Source organism: Streptomyces sp. NPDC002671 (assembly GCF_053592475.1).
Genome location: NZ_JBSFVU010000019.1, coordinates 127704 through 145604 on the forward strand (window position 1 = coordinate 127704; position 17901 = coordinate 145604).

Genomic DNA, 17901 nt, shown 5'->3' on the forward strand with positions numbered 1-17901 from the left:
GACGAATCTGATGTTCCGTCATGTCACCAGCCCGAGGCGGTGTAGACGACGGCGCGGGCCGCCGGGTCGCCCCAGGCGAGTTCCCGGAGCAGGGCCGCGCACCCCTCGTCCGGGTCGATCAGCCTGACCCCGCGGCGGGCGTATTCGCGGCCGAGTTCCGCGCTGACCATGCCGGTGTGGATGCCGGACGGCGCCCAGGGACCCCAGTGGACGGTGAGCGTACGGTGGCCCGTGCGAGCGGCCCAGTCGGCGCCGAGCCGTTCGAGGGCGTCGTTCGCGGCGGCGTAGTCGGCCTGGCCGCGATTGCCGAGGACGGCGGCGATGCTGCCGAACAGCACGGTGAATCCGGGCCCGTGCGGCAGGTCCTCCAGCGCGGCGAGCAGAGCGGCAGCCCCGCCCGTCTTGGTGCCGTAGACCCGCTGGAAGGACTCGGGGGTCTTCTCGGCGATCAGCCGGTCCTCGATCACGCCGGCCGCGAAGACGACACCGTCGAGCCGGCCGTGTTCGGCGTGGATCTCCTTGACCGCCTGGAGCACGGCGTCCCGTTCCCGGAAGTCCACCGAGCGGTAGCGGGCCGCGCTGCCGAGGGCGTCGAGTTCGGCGCGGGTGGCGGTGATCTCCCGCTGGGCGAGGAGCAGTTCGGCGGCCCGGTTGAGCTCGGCCGGCTGCACCGGGCCTAGCGTGGCGGCGAGGGCGGCCCGCAGTGCGGCGGGGGTGCGGGCGGCGGCGGTCTCCGGGGCTTCGGGTCCGGTCGGCGCGGGGGTCCGGCCCAGCAGCTCGATCCGGCACCGACAGGCGGCGGCCAGCGCGGCGGCGAACCTCGCGGTGATGCCCCGCGCGCCCCCGACCAGCAGCACCACGGAGTCCCGGTCGAGACCGAGGGCGGCGGCCTCGGCGGCACCGTCTCCGGCGGGTCCGGCACCGGTGGTGGCGAGTGGGCCCAGGGGGGCGGGCACCAGCTCCAGCCTGTGCCGCCGATCGGCTTGCGTGCGGAGTACGACCGGTTCCGGTTCCGTTGCCGACAGCTCGGCGACCAGGGCGTCGGCCACGGCCGCAGGGCTCGTGTCGGCGACGGCCACGACACGCGCGAGCAGGTCCGGGTACTCGCGGGCGATGCTGCGGAACAGGCCGTCGAGCCCGGCCGACCGGAGCACACCGGCGCCCTCGGCGGGCCGCACGCCCAGCAGCCGGCGCGGGCCGCGGGCCAGGGCGGCGCGGAGCACGGGGAACGCGTCCGGCAGCACGGGCAGGTCCGGGCCGGACAGCGCGCCCAGGTAGAGGACGCCGTCGACAGCGCCCTCCCCCTCGCCGATGAGGTGCCCCTGGTCGAGCGTCACCGCGTCGGCGCCGAGCGCGGTGAGCCGCGCCACGACTTCGGCCGCCGCCCCGCCGCCGTCGCCGAGAAGGGCGAAGCGTGAGCCGGACATGACAGCGGTAGGGTCGGCGGGACGCTCGTGTTGCGGAAGGAGCACGGGACGCAGCTCGCAGCGCTCGGGGGCTTCGCCGAGCGGACTCCCGGTCCCCTCGGGTTCAGCGGGCGACGCGGACGGCCGAGCGGTGGGACCACCGACCCGCGCCTCGAGCCACCCCGTCACCGCAGCCGCCGTACGCGCCTTGGCCAGCTCCTCCAGCTCAGCGTCGTCCAGGAGATCGGCGCCGCCCGCGATGCCCAGGCGCTTGGCGAGTTCGCCCGCGATCTCGGCCCGCTTGATCGAGTCGATGCTCAGATCCGCCTCCAGATCGAGGTCGGGTTCGATCATGTCGACGGGGTAGCCGGTGCGCTCGCTGATGATCTCCAGGACGACGCGAGCCACGTCGTCCGCCGGCACGGCTGCGGGCAACTCCCTTGGCGCCGGAGCAATTTCGGTGGCCGGCTCGGGTACGGGCAGGGACCGCGCAGGTGGCACAGAGGCGGCAGGTGCCAATGGCGTCGCCGCCGGTGTCGCACCGAAGTACGCGAGCAGCACATCGCGCTGCGCCGCGACCATCTCCCGGCTGGTGCGCAGGAATTCGGAGATCAGGGCGTCCTGGTCGGCGGGTCCGGTGCCCTGCGAGTGGTGCGGTGTCGTCGTCACGGTCGTCTCCACGACGCGTCGGGCCGGTGCGAGAGCACCGGCGAGGAGTGCCCCGTCGGCGGTGCGCACGAGGTGTCCGTCGACCGTCCAGCCGGGCCGCTTCGGCGCCGGTGTCCGGAGGGCGTCGACGGCGTCTCGGCCCTGGAAGAGCCAGGCGGTGCGTACCGGCAGCCCCGCGACGGCGAGTTGGGCGAGGGCGTCGAGCCAGCCGGGCAGGCCGCTGTCGGCGCGCGGCTCGCAGGCGACCGTGCGGTGCGGGCGGTCGCCGAGGATCTGCCCGACGAGCCGGGTGAGGACCTGGCCCGGCCCCGCCTCGACGAAGATCCGCGCGCCCGCTTCGTACATCGCCTCGATCTGCGCCGCGAAGGCGACGGGGGCGCCTATCTGCGCGGCGAGTTCGGCGCGCACGCCGTCGGCGTCCCGCGGGTAGGGCGCGGCGGTGCGGTTGGCCCAGACGGGGAACTCGGGTGCGCGCACCGCCTTGTCGGCGAGGGCCGTGGCGAACGCCTCCCCCGCGGCGGCGACCAGCGGGCTGTGGAAGGCGCAGGCCACAGGGATGCGCCTGGCTCCGAAGCCGGCCTCGCGCAGCAGGCGTACGGCGGTCTCGACGTCCGCCATGGGGCCGGAGATCACGGTCTGCTCCGGCGAGTTGAGGTTGGCGACGACGACCGACTCCGGCGCCCGGGCCGTGCTGAGGGTGCGCGCCACGTCGTCGGCGGGGGCGCCGACGGCGGCCATGGTGCCGGGTTCGTCACCGGCGGCGGCCAGGATCGCCGAGGCGCGCTCGGCGCTCAGCTCCAGGAGGGTTTCGGCGTCCAGGGCGCCGGCCGCGCTCAGGGCGACCAGTTCGCCGTAGCTGTGCCCGGCGGCCAGGTCCGGCCGGACGCCCGCGGAGGTGAGGAAGGCGTGTGCGGCGAGGCCGGTAATGCCGAGGGCGGGCTGGGCGGCCCGGGTGTCGGTGAGGGCGGCCCGGCGGCGTTCGCGCGCGGTGTCGTCGAAACCGGCGGGCGGGTAGAGGACGTCGGCGTGGACGCGGCCGAGGTGCAGGTAGTGCCGCAGCTCGGGCAGGGTGACCAGGAGGTCGGCGAGCATGCCGGGCCGCTGGCTGCCCTGCCCGGGGAAGAGGAACGCGACCTTTCCGTCGGCGCCGAGCCGCGTCCCCTCCCCCTGTCTGACCCCGGCCGCCGGCTCGGGCTTCCCGCTCAGGATCCCCCTTAACTGCTGCGCCAGTTCGGGCACATCCCGCGACACCACTGCCACCCGCACCGGCTCGTGGGACGTGTCCGCGCGGTGGGCCGCGGCGAGGGCGAGGTCGCGCAGGCGCCAGGGGTGGCCGTCGGACTCGGCGGCCCGGAGGAGGTCCTCGGCCTGCCGGTGGGCCGCCGCCGTGTCCTTGCCCCGGAAGAGGAACAGCTCGGCGGGCCAGGCGTCCAGCGTCTTCGGCGGAGGCGCGGTGGCACCGTAAGCGCTCAGTACCGCATGGAAGTTGGTGCCGCCGAAGCCGAACGCGCTGACCCCGGCAATGCGTTCGGCCTCCGGCGCCGCCCACGGCTGGGCCCGGGTGTGGAAGGCGAACGGGCTGGTGTCCTCCGCCCAGGCCGGGTTGGGCCGCTCCAGGTGCAGGGTGGGCGGCCGGACGCCGGTGTAGAGGGCGAGGGCGGTCTTGATCAGGCCCGCGAGTCCGGCGGCACATTTGGTGTGCCCGATCTGCGACTTGACCGAGCCGAGAGCGCAGCTGCCGCTGGCGGCCCCGGCCTTGGTGAACACATCCGCGAGCACGGTGAGTTCGGTGCGGTCACCCACGACAGTCCCGGTGCCGTGTGCCTCGATCAGGCCGACCTGGGCCGGTGAGACGCCCGCGTTGCGGTAGGCGCGCTCCAGCGCGGCCCGCTGCCCCTCGGGCCGCGGTGCGGTCAGGCCCAGGGAGCGGCCGTCGCTCGCGGAGCCGAGGCCCTTGATCACGCCGTAGACGCGGTCGCCGTCGCGTTCGGCGTCGGCGAGCCGTTTGAGGGCCACGCAGGCCACCCCCTCGCCGAGCGCGATGCCGTCGGCGGAGGAGTCGAAGGCGCGGGACCGGCCGGTCGGGGAGAGCGCGTGCACCGAGGAGAACAGGACGTAGTCGTTGATGCCGTTGTGCAGATCGGCTCCCCCGCACAGCACGAGGTCGCTTGTGCCGGCGACGAGTTCCTTGCAGGCCACGTCGAGGGCGGCGAGGGAGGAGGCGCAGGCGGCGTCGACGGTGAAGTTGGCGCCGCCCAGGTCGAGTCGGTTGGCGATCCGGCCGGAGATGACGTTGGCCAGCATGCCGGGGAAGGAGTCCTCGGTGAGCCGGGGCAGCTGCTCCTCCAGCGCCGCGGGAACCTCGCCGTAGTACGACGGGAGTACGGCGCGCAGGGTGACGGCGTTGGACAGGTCGCTGCCCGCCTCCGCGCCGAAGACGACGGAGGTGCGAGCCCGGTCGAACTCCCGCCCGCGCTCGCCGTATCCGGCGTCGTCGAGTGCCCGGCGGGCGGCCTCCAGTGACAGCAGCTGAACCGGTTCGATGCTGCCGAGGGAGGCGGGCGGGATGCCGTAGCGCAGCGGGTCGAAGGGGATGCGGGGCAGGAAGCCGCCCCAGCGGGAGGTGGTGGTGCCCGCGGTGTGGTGCAGGTCCGAGTCCCAGCGGTCGGGCGGGACCTCGGTGACCGCGTCGTGGCCCGCGACGACGTTCGCCCAGAAGGCGGCCAGGTCGGGGGCGTCCGGGAACATGCAGGCCATGCCGACGACGGCGATGTCGAGCGGTGCGGGCGGCTCTGGTTCGGGCCGGGGCTCTGGGCTCGGGCGTACGGCGCGCGCCGGGCGGAAGTCGGCGGCGCCTTCGGTCACCGCGCGGTGCAGGTCGGCGACGGTGATGGTCGCCGAGCGCAGGACGGCGACCTCGCCCGCCATGAACATTCCGTCGGCGAACTGGCGTTCCTCGTCGACCGTTCGCAACTCGCCGTCGACGGCCCGCTCCACGCCCTTGCTGGCGATGCGCAGCCGTCCCACGTTGAGGCGTTCCAGGGATTCCCAGGCCTCCCGGTCGGGCACGCCGTTCGCGCGTAACTCGGCCTCTCGGTCGCGGTAGTTGCCGGTGAACGGGCTGGGCACGCAGCGGGTCGCGTGGCCGGGGGCGGTCTCCAGGAGCGTGGTCGCGGTGGCGTCGAGCACCTGCCGTTGGAACAGGGGGCGGATCGCGCCGTCGCGCACCGCTTCCTCTGTGAACAGGTAGGCGGTACCCATGAGGACACCGACGGCGGCGCCCCGGGCGGTCAGCGGCGCGGCGAGCGCGGCGACCATCGCCGCCGACCGCTCGTCGTGGATGCCGCCCGCGAAGAACACCTCCAGTCGCTCAGCGGTGCCGTCATCGCCGTCGTCCAGGAAGTCCTCCAGGACGGCCAGTTGGGCCTCCCACAACGGGAAGGAGGCGCGCGGCCCGACATGTCCGCCGCACTCGGAGCCCTCGAACACGAACCTGCGGGCGCCGGCGTCCAGGAACTGCCGCAGCAGCCCCGGCGAGGGCACGTGCAGGAAGGTGCGGATCCCGGCCCGTTCCAGCGCCTCGGCCTGCGCGGGCCGGCCGCCCGCGACGATCGCGTGCGTGGGCCGGAGTTCCCGTACGACCTCCAGCTGGGCGTTCCTGATCTCCTCGGGCGCGAAGCCGAGCACGCCCACGCCCCAGGGCCGCCCGTCCAGCACGGCACGGGCCTCGGTGAGCAGCTCCCGTGACCGCTCGCCGTCGGCCAGGGCCAGCGCCAGGAAGGGCAGCGCCCCGTCCGCGGCGACGGTGGCGGCGAACCCGGCCTGGTCGCTGACCCGCGTCATCGGGCCCTGCGCGACGGGCAGCCGGGTCCCGAGCGCCCGGCTCATGACCGAGCCGGGCCGCAGGGCCTCGGCGAACGCACCGCCCGCACCGCCGGATCCCAACTCGCTTATGACTGCTGTGACTTCACGTAGCGTCCGCCGGATGTCCCCCCACCGCTCGGCGATGCGGGCGGCGAGGAAGCCGTCCTGGCCGACCGGCAGCAGCTGATTGCGCAGGTCCCCCGCGCCCAGCAGGGACGCGACGGCAGCAGGATCGTCGACGGGCGGACGCGGGGCGTCCGGCCCACGGCGGCGCAGCACCCGGTACCCGCCCAGCACCACGGTCTCCGAGCCGTCCAGTGACCGCAGCACAGCCCGGGTCGCCTCGGAGAGCCGTGCCTCGGCGAGCAGCGCCAGTTGGGTGTCGAGTACGACACCGGAGGCCCCGCCCGCCACGGCGGCAGCCGCCGTACGCGGCCCGATGCCTCCGCAGGCCCAGACCGGGGTCTCGGCCAACTCCTCGTCGACTAGAAGCTGTTGAAGGAGCACGAAGGTGCTCAGCTCACCGACGCCGCCACCGCTCTCACTGCCTCGCGCGATGACCCCGTGCGCTCCGGCACGGACGGCCGCACGCGCCTCGGCAAGGTCGGTGACCTCCGCCAACACCCGGTGGCAGGCGGCGACTTCGGCCAGACTCCAGGGAGCGTCGGCCGCGCGGACCACGATGTCCGGGACGCAGCCGAGTTCGTCCAGGCGCAGGGCGCAGCGGCCGGTCACCCGTACGCCGAAGGGGCCCGGCGACGCCCGCGAGAGCCGGGTCAGCTCGTCGCGCGCTCTGCGGTCTCCGGTGCCCAGATCGAGAACGCCGAGCCCGCCGGCAGCACAGGCGGCAGCGGCGAGCCCGGCGTCGGGCTCGCCGAACGGGGTGATGCACAGGATCAGTTCGTGGGCGCGCACAGGGGTGGTCATGATGCTCCGACCAATCGTCGAGACAGCACGGTGGGGGGTTTGTGCGGCAGAACGCTCTTAAGCGGTTCGGGGCCCCCGGAACGTAGCGAGTACTTACTGATGGGTCAACAACGCCGCGTCCTTTTCCTGAGCGGTGGCACCGATTCAGCCAGCACGCCTAATTACCCACAAAACCATCAAAGCACCCAAAACGCCCCCCTCAGTCCGCGCGGGTCACCCGCACGCTCGTCCGCAGCCGCAGGTCACGCGAGGACGTGCCGACCCAGACCGTGCGCGGCCCGGTGCCGAGCACCCAGCCGTGCCGGCGCGCGTCCCACGACGACAGCGAGCGCGGCGTTACCCGGACGGTCACCCGGCGCCGCTCCCCCGCCGCCAGCGCGATCCGCCGGTATCCGCCCAACACCCGTACGACCTGGTCGAGTTGGAGGTCCGGGGAGCGTCCGACGTACACCTGGGGCACGTCGATGCCGTCACGTCGGCCGGTGTTGTGCGCGGTGAAGGCCACGTCCAGCCCGTGGCCCGTCCACCGGGCCGACAGGTCCGAGTAGGCGAAGGAGGTGTACGACAGCCCGTACCCGAAGGGGAACAGCGGGCGCCCGCCGTGGGCGTCGTACCAGCGGTAGCCGAGGTGGATGCCCTCGGAGTACTCCTCCTCGCCGTCGACGCCGGGGTAGCGGTGCGGGTCGCCCGCGACCGGATGATGGTCGTCGTCGACCGGGAAGGACTGGGTGAGCCGGCCGCCGGGGTCGCAGTCGCCGAACAGGACGGCGGCGGTGGCGGCGGCGCCCTCCTGGCCCGGGTAGTACATCTGGAGCACCGCGCCGGTGCGCCGCAGCCAGGGCATCGAGGTGGCCGAGGAGGTGTTGAGGACCACGGTCGTCCGCGGGTTGACCGCGGTCACCGACTCGATCAGGGCCTCCTGGTGGCCGGGCAGGGCGAGGGTGGTGCGGTCCAGGCCCTCGGTGGCGTCCTCGTAGGCGAAGAGCACGACGTGTCGCGCGGCCCGGGCCGCGGTGACGGCCTCGGCCACGTCCGCGGCCCGGGTGGCGCCGGTGATGCGGCGCAGCCGGAACAGCTGGCCCTGGTCGCCGCCCCGCGCGGTGATGCGCAGGGTGTGCGCACCCTTGGTCAGGCGGAGCGTCTTGCGGCGCACGGCGAGCCGGTCGGGGGCGACGGAGACCAGGCCGCCGAACAGGATGTACTCGTCGTATCCGGGGGCGAGCGGGAACAGTTCCTGTCCGTCGAGGAGCACCTTGGGCCGGAGGGTGGGGGTGCCCGAGTAGTGGATGAGCAGGGTCCACTCGTCGTCCTCGGGGACGGTGAGCGTCCCCTCGTAGCTCCAGGCGGCCCCGGCGGCGACGCGCTGAGCCTCGGTGTCCAGGCGCGGGGCGAGGGCGTCGGGCGGGAGGGCCTTGCCGTACAGGTCCTCACCCAGGGCGTGGACGACATCGGCGCCGGACCGCTCGCGGATCGCGTCGAGGGGGCTGGCCGCAGCGTCGGGGACGACGTGCGCGCTGCCGCCGCCGCTGACGAGCGGCAGGGCTCCGGTCGGCCCGATCACCGCGATGCGGCCGGTGTCGAGGGGCAGGGTGCGGTGTTCGTTGCGGAGCAGCGTCGCGCCCGCCTTGGCGACCTCCAGTGCGACGGCCGCCCCGGCCTTGGGGTCGCGGGCGGGGCGCGGTGGCAGGCTGCCGCCGAGCAGCCCGAACCGGTCCATGACGGAGAGCACCCTCCGCACGGCCCGGTCGACGTACCGCTCCGGCACGCTGCCGTCGCGTACGGCCGTCTTCAGTGCCGTACCGAAGTAGGTGTCGTCGGGCATCTCCATGTCGAGCCCGGCGGTGAGCGCGGCGGCCGTGCTGTGCGCGGCGAACCAGTCGGTCATCACCCAGCCCTTGAAGCCCCACTGCTCGCGCAGGATGTCGGTGAGCAGCGTCCTGTTCTCGCAGGCGTAGGTGCCGTTGACCTTGTTGTAGGCACCCATGACGGCGCCGGTGCCGGCCCGGACGGCGGCTTCGAAGCCGCGCAACTCCAGTTCGTGCATGGTCTGTTCGTCGGCTCGTGCGTCGATGGACGTGCGGTCCTTCTCCTGGTTGTTCAGGGCGAAGTGCTTGACGGTCGCGATGAGTCCCTCGCCCTGGATGCCCTCGATCTCGGCGGCGACCAGGTCGGCGGCGAGCAGCGGGTCCTCGCCGAAGGTCTCGAAGTTGCGGCCCGCGTACGGGGTGCGGATGAGGTTGACCATCGGGGAGAGCAGCACGTCCTGGCCGAGGGCTCGGCCCTCGCGGCCGATGACGCTGCCGTAGCGGCGGGCAAGCTCCGGGTCGAAGGCGGAGGCGAGCAGCACCGGGGCGGGCAGGGCGGTGGCGTGCCGGGTGATGCGGACCCCGGCGGGCCCGTCGGCCAGCCGGAGCGGCGGGATGCCCAGGCGGGGCACGCCGGGCACGTACCCGGCCTGGCCGAGCGAGTCCGGGTCGGTGGCGCCGTGCAGGAGGGAGATCTTCTCGTCGAGGGTGAGCTTCGCGATCAGCCCCTCGACGCGGGGGCCGGCTCCGGCCTCGGGCCTGTCCCCCGCGAAGGCGGGGCGGGCGGGGACGAACGAGCCGGCGGCGGTCGCGGCCACGACGATCGCGGCGGCGGTCAGACGCAGGGTGGAACGCCGGGACACGGGTGCGGACATGGGCCGTCACTCCTTCGGTGTGCGGGCACTACGTTGTGAACCGCTGTGCACCCGCGCGCCTTGGACCGCGTTCAGCCTCTGAACACACCGTGTGCCCCAGAGACCTGACGCCCCGTGGGACACCACGGGTGCGCCCGAAACCTAGAGCCGCTGATGACTCGTGTCAACGAGACGAACGGAAAACCGCCGCACCACCTCTCTGGCTTCACGCAAGAGCATTCACCCCCTGCTTTCCACTCATCTCCACGGCCTGCGCCAACCCATAGTCCGCACTTCACGGTCGCTCGCTAACCGTATCGAAGGATCACTCCAAATTAGCGAAGGACCTGATATCTCCCAGGGCATCCTCAGCGATTCCCCCCAGTGCAGGGTCGCCAAGAAGACTCTCCAGGCAGGCGACTATTCGGTTGCCGATAATTCCGCGCATCCTTCCGAGATGACCCATGCAAGTCGGGAGGACTCGCATTCCGGAACTGCCAACGCGCATATGCGCGCCCTTCGTGGCCCAGTCCGATGCAGCCGGAGAAATCCTGATGCTTGGCGCTGCGCAATTGTGCACCGTGACCGGCGTAGCCCACGCCAGCACATAGTGCGTGTACAGGTAGCTGACGGTGAGGTTGTGAAACGTCAGCGCCACGCTGGATGATCGTAATCCGAAACCAGGGAAGGCCCACCAGCACTGCAACTGATGGGCCTCCTAAGATCTGCCAATAACCCAACGAGGTTATCGCCTCACTTTCGGCCTCTGTACCCCTCTACCTGTTCGGCGATTTCCTCCAGGGCCTCCGCTCCGATGACCTTCTCTAGGGAGTCACCCACAAATTCACGGGCTCGAGCCAGTCGCGCAGGGAGGCCGTACTCCACCACATACTCAAGGAGTATGCGGGGGTCTTCTCCCGCCCCGATACGTGACAGCACCCGATCCAGAGACACTACGTACTCCTCCAAATCCTGGAACAAATCGGTGAATCCCGCCAGCTCTACCGAGATGCTCTGAGTCACGTCCGTCACCTTTTTACCTGAATGTTCTCGACCGGTAGATCGCCATCAGCGACCCATTCGGTGATGCCCATCGTCGAATTGTATCTCGATCGAACCCGGCCGGCCGGGACGTCGAATTCGAGCACGTGATTTCCCCTGCCTCGACCGATCCCCAGTGTGGCCTCGGCGTCACGCGGACTCATCGGCTTTCCCTTGGCTGGAACGAGGAAGACTTTGTTCTGGTCACTCGCTCTGATGACCTTGCTCTGGACGATTCCCGCCTTACCCCGCGCATTCGTGTAATGCCGCATCCGAATCATCTCTTCAGCGGCATCATCGCCACCTGAAGGACAGTTGTGGACGAGGACCGGAGTAGCCCCTGCCAGCACATAATACGTGTGCAGGGTGCCGATGCTGAGGTCATACGTAGTCGCGCGCTGGTGGAAGTTGTGAACCCTGCTGACGACGGCCGTCGTGCCGTCGGGCTGGCGCAGTTTGGTGCCCGGGGTCAGGTCCTGGGCGTCGGTCCAGCGGTGGTGGATGGTGTCCCAGAAGGGGTGGTGCCAGGTGGTGGTGAGGGTCTGCGGGTGGTGCTGCTTGGTGTGGGGTGGGCCGCGGGTGGGGGCCGTGTTCAGGGTGAGGGTGGTGAAGTCCTTGTCGGTCTTGGTGACGAAGACCTGCTGGACCTGCTCGGGGGCGGTGACGCCGGTTTGCGGGTCCGTGGCCAGGACCGTGTCGCCGGCCTTGACCTTGCTGATGGGCTTTGATGTGCCGTCGGCGAGGCGGACCGCGGTGCTGGGTACGAAGCTGTGGACCGAGCAGGCCGCGCCCTCGGCTGCGTCCGTGCCGGCTTTCTCCGCGGCTCTGGCCTCTTCGATGGCGCGTTCGGCCTTGACCGCGTCCTCGGCCAGTTTCTGCGGCTTCCTCCGCGTCCTTGACCGCTGTGTAGGCCTTGTCCAGGGCGCGCCAGATCTTGAGGGCTTTGACGCCTACTTTGATGGCCTTGAAGATCTTGCCCCAGGGGACGGCGGTGAGGGCTGTGCTGATGCAGCCCATGACGTTGCCCTTGGTGAAGCAGTTGTAGGCGTCGTTGATGCCGATGACGTCGGCGACCATGTTCAGCAGGCGGTGCTTGAGGCCGGACGCCTGTTTCCTGGCCGCGGCTGCGGTGGCGTCGGCGGTGGCCTTGGCCCGGGCAACGGCGCGGGCCTCGGCCTGCGGGTCGTAGGTCTTCTTGCTGATGTTGCCGCCGCTGTAGCCGAAGGAGTGGCCGTCGGAGCAGTGGCCGTGGTGGCAGACGGCGGTGTTCTGGCCGCCGGGGTCGACGGGGCCGGTGTCGACGTAGCGCTTGGGGTTGCTCTTGCTGGTGCCGGTGCCGCCGATGGGGTAGCCGATGCCGCACTGGTCGGCCATGCACAGCCCGGACGGGTCGGACTCGGTGACCGGGGAGTCGCCGGCGTAGTCGTAGGCGTTCCAGGTCTGCGGTGAGCCGGGGTCCAGCAGGGGGTCGGGACTGAGGAAGCGGCCGATCGTGGGGTCGTACTCGCGGGCGCCGAGGTTGGTCAGGCCCGTGTTGTCGTCCTGTGTGCCGCCGACGTAACCACGCTGGCCGGCCGTCCAGGTGCCGGACTGGTCGCGGGCCTCGCCGAAGGGCTTGTACTGGCGGCGGGTGACCGCCTGGGTCTGGGAGTCGACGGCCAGGGTGCTGGTGCCCTGCCTGTCAGGGATCAGGTAGGTGACGTGGCCGTCCGAAGAGTGGGTCGCCACCGTTTCGCCCGCCAGGGAGATGTAGCGGACGCCGTCGCAGCTGGTGGCGCCCTTCTTGAGGGTGATCTCCTCGTCGCCCGTGTACAGGGTGGTGGCGTCGGGGCTGTGGCGGATCAGCAGGCCGCCGTCGGCGTCGTAGAGGTACTTGGTGTCGCCGGCGCTGCCCGTGGAGGACAACTCGGACAGCTTGTCCTCGTCGTTGTAGGTGAAGGTGTCGGTGCCCGCGCGGGTGGTGCGGGTCCGGACGTTGCCGTCCTTGTCGTAGGTGTAGGCGTTGGTCGTGTTGGACGCCGAGTCGCCCGGTACCACCTTGTCCACCTGGGACACCGCGTGAGCCGGACCCTTGCCCGCAGCGAACGGGGTGTACGTCGACGTCGCGTCGTGGGACGTGTCGCCAGTGGTGTCGTGGTCGGCCTGGGTGGCACGGGCGCCCGTGGCGTCATACGTCCACGACTGCCAGTACGGGGAGGGGCCGCCCACCGTGGAGGACGCCCCGGGTGCGGGAGTGGCCGCGCAGGCGTCGGTGGCCGTCCAGGCGGACTTCAAGCGCTGCGCCCAGTCATATGTGAAGCACTGGGTGTCGGTCTGGCCGGTCTCCAGCTTGTCGGTGATCTTCTTGACGTTGCCGGAGGGCTGGTAGGCGTAGCTGGTCTTGTCGGCGATCGCGGCGCCCGACTGGGTGACCGTCGTCGCCCCGGTGAGCCGGTGGGTCTGGTCGTCGTAACTCAGCGTCTGCTGAGTGAAGTTGCCCGACGTGCCGTACGTGAACTGGTACGGCTCGTCGAACTCCGTGTAGGAGAGCTTGTTGACGTACTCCCAGCCGTTCACCCCGCCAACGGCGATCGGACGGCCGAAGGTGTCGTAGGTGTAGGCGACCGTCTCCTGCGGGAGGCTGACGGCGGCCGGGTCCTGGTCGGTGTAACTGGCCAGCGTGCCCGCGAGGTTGTAGTGGTTCTGGTGGATGTAGTTCCCGGCCAGAGCGCCTTCGGAGGACGGGACGACGAGTTCGGTGGCCTGGGCCCAGCCGTGGCTGTCGTAACCGAGAACCTTCTCCGTGTAAGCGGTGCCGCTGGTGCCGCCCACGTAGCGGGTGGAGGAGGTGGGCAGCTCCTTCTTCAGCGTGTCGTACGTCCAGGAGGCCAGCTCGTTGCCTGCCGCCGGTGCGGCGCCGCCCGTGATGTCGTACTCGGCCTTCTTGCGGCCCAGTTCGTCGTAGTCGTAGCTGGTGGTCTTGCCGCGGTTGTCCGTGGTGGTCAGCAGTTGGCCGGCGTTGTCGTACGTGGAGGACGAGGTGCCGGTGTCCGGGTCCGTCTGAGAGGTGCGGCGTCCGAGCAGGTCGTAGTGGCTGCTCCAGGTGTGGCCCTGGCCGTCGTCCTGGCCGATCTGATGACCTGTCGCGTCGTAGGTGTAGGTGACGGTGTCGGCCGCTCCGGCGGGCGCGGTGCCGTGATAGCGGAGCAGTTTGACCAGCTGGCCGCGGGCATCGGTGTAGGTCGTGGTCGGCGTGGCGCCTTGGGGCGGGGTGACGTCGACGCGGTCGGAGCCGGGATAGGCGGTGGTGGTCCGCCAGGTCTCGGAAGCGAAGTGGTAGGCGATCGATCCGGTCACCCGGCCCGCGCCGTCGTAGACCGTGCCGGTCTGCGAGGGGGTCTGGTTGTCGGCCGCGTCCACCAAAGTGCCCGACGGAGCACCGGAGTTGTAGTACGCGTCGGAGGAGCTGACCGGCCAGCCGTGGCTGTCGTAGATGGTGTCGGTGATGGTGCGACCGCCGTCCACGGTCGCTGTCTGCGTCTCGCGCGGGCGCAGCATCGAGTCGTAGATCGCGATGGAGGTGCGGTAGCTGTTGTCGTCGTCGAGGGTCTGGGTGGTGACCGTCGAAGGGGCGCTCGGGGTGAGGTTGTAGCTGTATTTGATGTTGGGGTTGTTGGTCGTGGGGAAGCCCGGGTTCCAGACGGCGGTGAGCCGGCCCAGCGGGTCGTAGGCGCTCGTGGTGGAGTAGCCGGCCGCGTCGGTGGTCTTCAGGTCCAGGCCACGGGCCGGGTCGAGGGTGGTCGTGGTGGTGAAGGCGGTCGTCTGCCCGGTGACCTTGGGCTTGGCGACCGTGATGGAGGTCGGGGCAGCGCCGGTCGGAGGGTTGTAGGTGGTGGTCGTGGTGCGGCCGTCGGCGTCGGTCTCGGTGGCTTCGCGACCGTAGGTGTCGTAGGTGTTCTGCAGCGCCGTGATGTAGTGGGGGGTGCCGTCGGCGGCCACGGAGTCGGCCTTCTGCACCATCGTCACGTCACCCTTGGTGGGCGTCGCGGTGTTGTCCGTGGAGTTGTCGAAGAAGGCCAGGTCGTCGCTGACCAGGTCCTGCGGGTACTGGGGGGTGGCCGAGCAGGCGACCGCGACTTCCTGGACGCGGCGCGGCATCGGCAGCGTGTTGCCGGAGGAATCCTTGGCGTACCAGGTGCGGGTGCACTTCTCGTCGCCCGGCGTCGCCACGTCGCCCTTGTCCTCGACCGAGGTGGGCAGACCGGTGGCGTCGTCGAGGGTGTAGTCGATCTCGGTGGTGAGCTTGGTGCCGTCGGCCTTGGTGGTGATCGTGCGGGCGCGCTTCATGTTGGCGTGGCGCGCGACCAGCGATTCCAGGCCGGCCTTCGTACGCGACTGGGTCGCCGTCGCCGCCGAACTCCACGGATCCGTGACGCCGTCCGACAGCAGCGCTCCCCCGTCGCCGTTGTACGACTGCGCCTCGAAGGTCTGGCCGGCCAGCCAGTCGGAGTCCTTCTGTGCATCGTCGCCCGCGCTGTCATTGAGGGTGACGCTGCGGGTGCCGGCGCTGGTCTTGTCGCCGTCCAGGCCACGGAAGAAGGTCTCCCTCGACAGCGTGAGCTGCGCGGGTGACGTGCCCGTGCGGGTCTCGACCGTGCCGTAGCCGCGCCACTGGTTCCAGGTGCGGTACTTGGCCTGGGTCAGGGGGTCGTCGTTGAAGTGCCAGGCCGGGTCACCGACGTACGTGTAGGAGGTCTGTACGGGGAGCCCGCCGCCCCTGGGGTCCTGCACCGTCACGGAGTTGACGACGAACTTGTTGAACCAGTCCAGCTGGGGTGAGGTCTGGCCCGGTGGTGTCCAGTACTGCGGATAGCAGCGGTAGGTGTTGCTGTCCTCGCTCGCCGGCAGCACCTTGGTGCCCGCGCGGTGGCACTGCGGTCCGAGGTAGTTGGCCGTGACCACTTCACCGGACTCGGTGGTGATGTTGGTCATCCGGTAGCGGGTGATGGGCTGGTAGCCGTCCAGGCCGTCGACCCGGTTCGCCAGCGCCTGTCCGGCGAACTTCACGGGTGGCAGGGACAGGCTGCCGCCGTCCTTGCCGGTGTGCACGATCTGGCTCAGCCACAGCGACGGCGTGGTGGTGTCCCCGGTGGCTGGGAAGGTGTGCGTCAGCGACCAGGTGTCCACGTCCTGGTACGCGGTGCCGACCAGCACCTGGGTGCGGATGCCGGTCAGGCGCTTGGTGGTGTAGAAGGCGGGGCCGTGGTTGTTGCAGGTGCCGGAGGACGCGCAGACCTGGTCGACCGGGACGTCCGGCCAGTGCGAAGCGTTCGCGCTGGTCATCTTCGACGTGGCGCAGTCGAAGGACGAGTCCGGCAGGCAGCGTTCCGCAGTGTCGAAGAAGACCTGGGCCGCGGCGGGTGCGGTGCTGTCGTAGACCTTGCCGTCCAGCTGGCCGTACTGGATCTTCGACAGGTAGCCGCCGCGGGTGTACGACGTGGGAGTGGTCGAGTTGTCCCTGCCGTAGTAGTTCGTCTCGTGCGTGTACCAGTAACTGATGGCGTTGCCGTGCGGATCGACGGTGTAGTCGAGGTTCCACCGGTACGCCTGCTGGCACCAGGAGGCGGCGAAGGTGGAGGCATGGCACGGCTCACCGGTGTCGTTGCCGTACACGGGGGTGGTGAAGACCGAGTCGGTGGTCGCGTTGCCGGTTGTCCAGCCGGGCAGGCGGTTGCGGCCGAAGTAGTACTTGGTGCCGTCGGCGGTGGTGACGACGAAGTACTCGTGGTCGTTGTCACCGTTGACCGTGTCGGTCTTGATCTCGATCTTCTCGCCGTTGTCGCCCTGCGGGTGCCAACTGCCGGTGGCGTCGTCGTGGACGAGCGTGTTGGACGAGCCGTTCAGTGACAGCGTGAGCGTGTCGACCGCGTCCGACCAGCACTCGTCGGATGTCTTCGGGGTGCCGTTGGCGGCGTCGTCGGCGCAGGCCGGGTAGCTGCGCTCGACAAAACCGGGCGCGTAGTCCCAGCCGTCGCCGATCCAGGAGGACTGGGCATTCGTCGAGGACGTACGGCCGTCCACGCTCTGCGAGCTGTAGTCCAGCGACACGCTCGGGGCCAGGCTGCCGGGCACGTCCGGGACGGCGATGGGATACGAGTAGCTGAACGCGCCGCTTGAGCCGCCGGCCGACCACTGCCCCGAGGAGGCCAGTGAGGTGGCGGCATAGCTGCCGCCGCCACCGGAGGTGCCGGCCACCGCGGCCAGCACCAACGGCTGGGCTGCCGTTCTGTGCTGGGCGGGGAGCACGACATCGGCGGAAACGGTCCGGGTCTTGGCGTCGTTGGAGGAGACGAGCGGGGTCTGCTTGCGGCAAGGGGCGGCGGTGGGGGTGGTCAGGGCGCAGGCCGGGAGCTGGGCCAAGTGCAGGCGGGAAGCCCAGTCGCCGCCATATGCGTCCCGGAAACCGTCGTAGGCGAGCCGGACTTGAGCACTCCCGCCCGCTGTGGCACCCCTGGGTCGCACCGCGAGGATCACACCTCGCAGGCCGAGTTTCCCGGCAGCGGCTTGTCCGGGCAGGGAGAGGTGCAGCTTGGTTCCGGCGGGAGCGCGGTGCCCGCCCTTGATCAAGGCGGCTACGGAGACAGGCAGTTGTCCTGCGCGTGCCGTGACCGAAGGTCGCCCGCCCGCCTTCTTCGAGGTGGGCGCGGGCAGCACCGTATCGGCTTCGCCGGCTTTCGGCCAGGCTCTCCGGGCGTCGCTCGCATTCCAGGATTTCATGCGTGGAGGCTTGACGGAACGGCCCTTCACAGCGGAAACCGGAACCGACCGTTCCTTGTGGGTTTTGACGAGGTAATCACTGCGCTTCACCCCAGCCGCCAAGGCAGGATCAGCGACGAATACGGACGCTAATAACGCCAGAGACGTGACAAGAATCAGCCAGATCCGCATTGATGATCTACGTCGAACTAGCCGTTCGACACCCAGACCAAATCTCGCCCACTCACCCACAGAAATCCCCATCCCCTAGTGAAGACGCTCGGGGAATCTAACAGTCCTCACGGGTGAAACGATGCGGGCAAGATGAAATATATACCATGAACACGTCAAGCAGGGTCAAGATTATTCCAAGGCGAGACTGCTTCAAAATTTTCGTGTTAAAGCCTCTTGGCGCGCCGGACTTTCCCCCCGGTGAGGCGGAACCGGGATTTCCGCCCCGGAATTCCTGGAGGCGCGCAGGGGAGCTGCTTCGCTTGTCCAATCGCGGGATACGTCGATAGCGTCCTTACGCCCTGATCGACTCGTCAGAACTGGTTTTTGTGGGGGGAATGAAATGCTTGAACAGCCCCGCCGCCGTCG

Annotated in this window: 4 protein-coding genes and 2 pseudogenes; all 6 read right to left on the minus strand. The window is 70.4% G+C overall.

Annotated features, from left to right (window positions below; genetic code table 11):
- Positions 1 to 23 precede the first annotated feature (23 nt).
- Positions 24 to 6866 (minus strand): SDR family NAD(P)-dependent oxidoreductase, encoded by a 6843-nt coding sequence (locus ACWD35_RS27865; protein WP_451354051.1) that lies wholly within the window; start codon positions 6864 to 6866, stop codon positions 24 to 26.
- A gap of 199 nt (positions 6867 to 7065) precedes the next feature.
- Positions 7066 to 9546: a beta-glucosidase gene (locus ACWD35_RS27870; protein WP_451354052.1), complete on the minus strand. Its 2481-nt coding sequence runs from the start codon at positions 9544 to 9546 to the stop codon at positions 7066 to 7068.
- Positions 9547 to 10278: 732 nt separating this feature from the next.
- Complete coding sequence (locus tag ACWD35_RS27875; protein ID WP_451354053.1) at positions 10279 to 10548, minus strand: hypothetical protein; 270 nt, start codon at positions 10546 to 10548, stop codon at positions 10279 to 10281.
- A gap of 5 nt (positions 10549 to 10553) precedes the next feature.
- Positions 10554 to 10916: an HYD1 signature containing ADP-ribosyltransferase family protein gene (locus ACWD35_RS27880; protein WP_451354054.1), complete on the minus strand. Its 363-nt coding sequence runs from the start codon at positions 10914 to 10916 to the stop codon at positions 10554 to 10556.
- A 24-nt stretch (positions 10917 to 10940) separates the two neighbouring features.
- Positions 10941 to 11438 (minus strand): annotated as a pseudogene (locus tag ACWD35_RS27885) (Hint domain-containing protein); the annotation flags it as partial.
- Between the two features lie 565 nt (positions 11439 to 12003).
- Positions 12004 to 17565: pseudogene (locus tag ACWD35_RS27890) on the minus strand (RHS repeat-associated core domain-containing protein); the annotation flags it as partial.
- Between the last annotated feature and the right edge of the window lie 336 nt (positions 17566 to 17901).

What these genes read in the sequence shown, in the direction of transcription:
- ACWD35_RS27865 (WP_451354051.1), bottom strand. Translation starts at nt 6,866, where the DNA reads ATGACCACCCCTGTGCGCGCCCACGAACTGATCCTGTGCATCACCCCG.
- ACWD35_RS27870 (WP_451354052.1), bottom strand. Translation starts at nt 9,546, where the DNA reads ATGTCCGCACCCGTGTCCCGGCGTTCCACCCTGCGTCTGACCGCCGCC.